Below are 1,255 nucleotides of genomic sequence, written 5' to 3'. Positions count from 1 at the left end.
TCTCGGGGTCGGTGAAGTCCAATCTCGGTCATACGCAGGCTGCGGCGGGTATGGCGGGGATGATCAAGATGATCGAGGCGATCCGGCATGCGCATCTGCCGTGCACGTTGCATGTGGATGAGCCCACGCCACATTTGGACTGGAGTCGTTCCGGGCTTGCGTTGTTGACGCGGGCTCGGGACTGGCCGGATATGGGCCGGCCCCGCCGGGCGGCGGTGTCAGCGTTCGGGATTAGTGGCACTAATGCCCATCTCGTCCTTGAGCAGGCTCCTGCCGGTGCGGTGGGGGCGGGTGATGTGGGGCCGGGGCAGTCTGTTCCGGAGGCGGGGCAGCTGCCGGCAGCGCCTGTGCCCTGGGTGCTTTCCGCCCACACTCCCACCGCCCTCCACACCCACGCCCAGCAGCTCCACGAGCACCTCACGCTGCATCCGAGTGACGCGAGGGCCGTGGGCCATGCCCTGGCCACCAGTCGCGCGCACATGGACCACCGCGCCGTGGTGCTCCACCATCCTGCCGAGGACCGCCCATCGGGCATGGCCGGACTGCGGACCCTGGCGGAGACAGCCGCCGCCCCGCAGGCCCCAGGCGTGGTGTTGGGACGTGCTGTTGCCGATCCGCGTCCGGTGTTTGTGTTTGGGGGGCAGGGGGCGCAGTGGGTGGGGATGGCGGCGGGTTTGGTGGAGCAGGTGCCGGTGTTTGCGGAGCGGATCGCGGCGTGTGAGCGGGCGTTGGCGCCGTGGGTGGACTGGTCGTTGACCGGGGTGTTGGCGGGGTCGGATCCGGCGTGTGATCTGGGGCGGGTTGAGGTGGTCCAGCCGGCGCTGTGGGCGGTGATGGTGTCGTTGGCTGGGTTGTGGCGGGATTTGGGGGTGGAGCCTGCCGCGGTGGTGGGGCATTCTCAGGGGGAGATCGCCGCGGCTACGGTTGCGGGGGCGTTGAGTGTGGCGGAGGCCGCTCGGATTGTGGCTCTGCGCAGTCAGGCGATTGCCGCTCATGCTCCGGCGGGGGCGATGGTCGCGGTGCATGCTCCCGTGGAGCAGGTTCAGGAATACATCACCGGCCATGTTCGGTCCGATCTGCACATCGCGGCGGTGAATAGTCCGGAGAGCACCATTGTTGCGGGCGATCCCGCCGCCGCGGACGTCCTTCTCGAGCATTACGGCTCCCAGGCCCAGGCCATCGACGTCAGCTACGCCTCACACACCCCCCATATCGACACCCTCCACCCCCACCTCACCACCACCCTCACCCACGT

The 1,255-nt window shown here is 68.7% G+C and carries 1 protein-coding gene; it reads left to right on the top strand.

Annotation, left to right across the window (positions count from 1 at the left end):
• Positions 1–1,255, top strand: a 1,255-nt coding sequence (locus tag RIF23_RS20640) for an acyltransferase domain-containing protein (protein ID WP_310914304.1), incomplete at both ends; no start/stop codon positions are given.

It is taken from the genome of Lipingzhangella rawalii, from assembly GCF_031628175.1.
Classification (GTDB): domain Bacteria; phylum Actinomycetota; class Actinomycetes; order Streptosporangiales; family Streptosporangiaceae; genus Lipingzhangella_A; species Lipingzhangella_A rawalii.
Note: the sequence above shows the minus strand (reverse complement) of the source record. Positions and strands in the feature narration are given on the sequence as shown.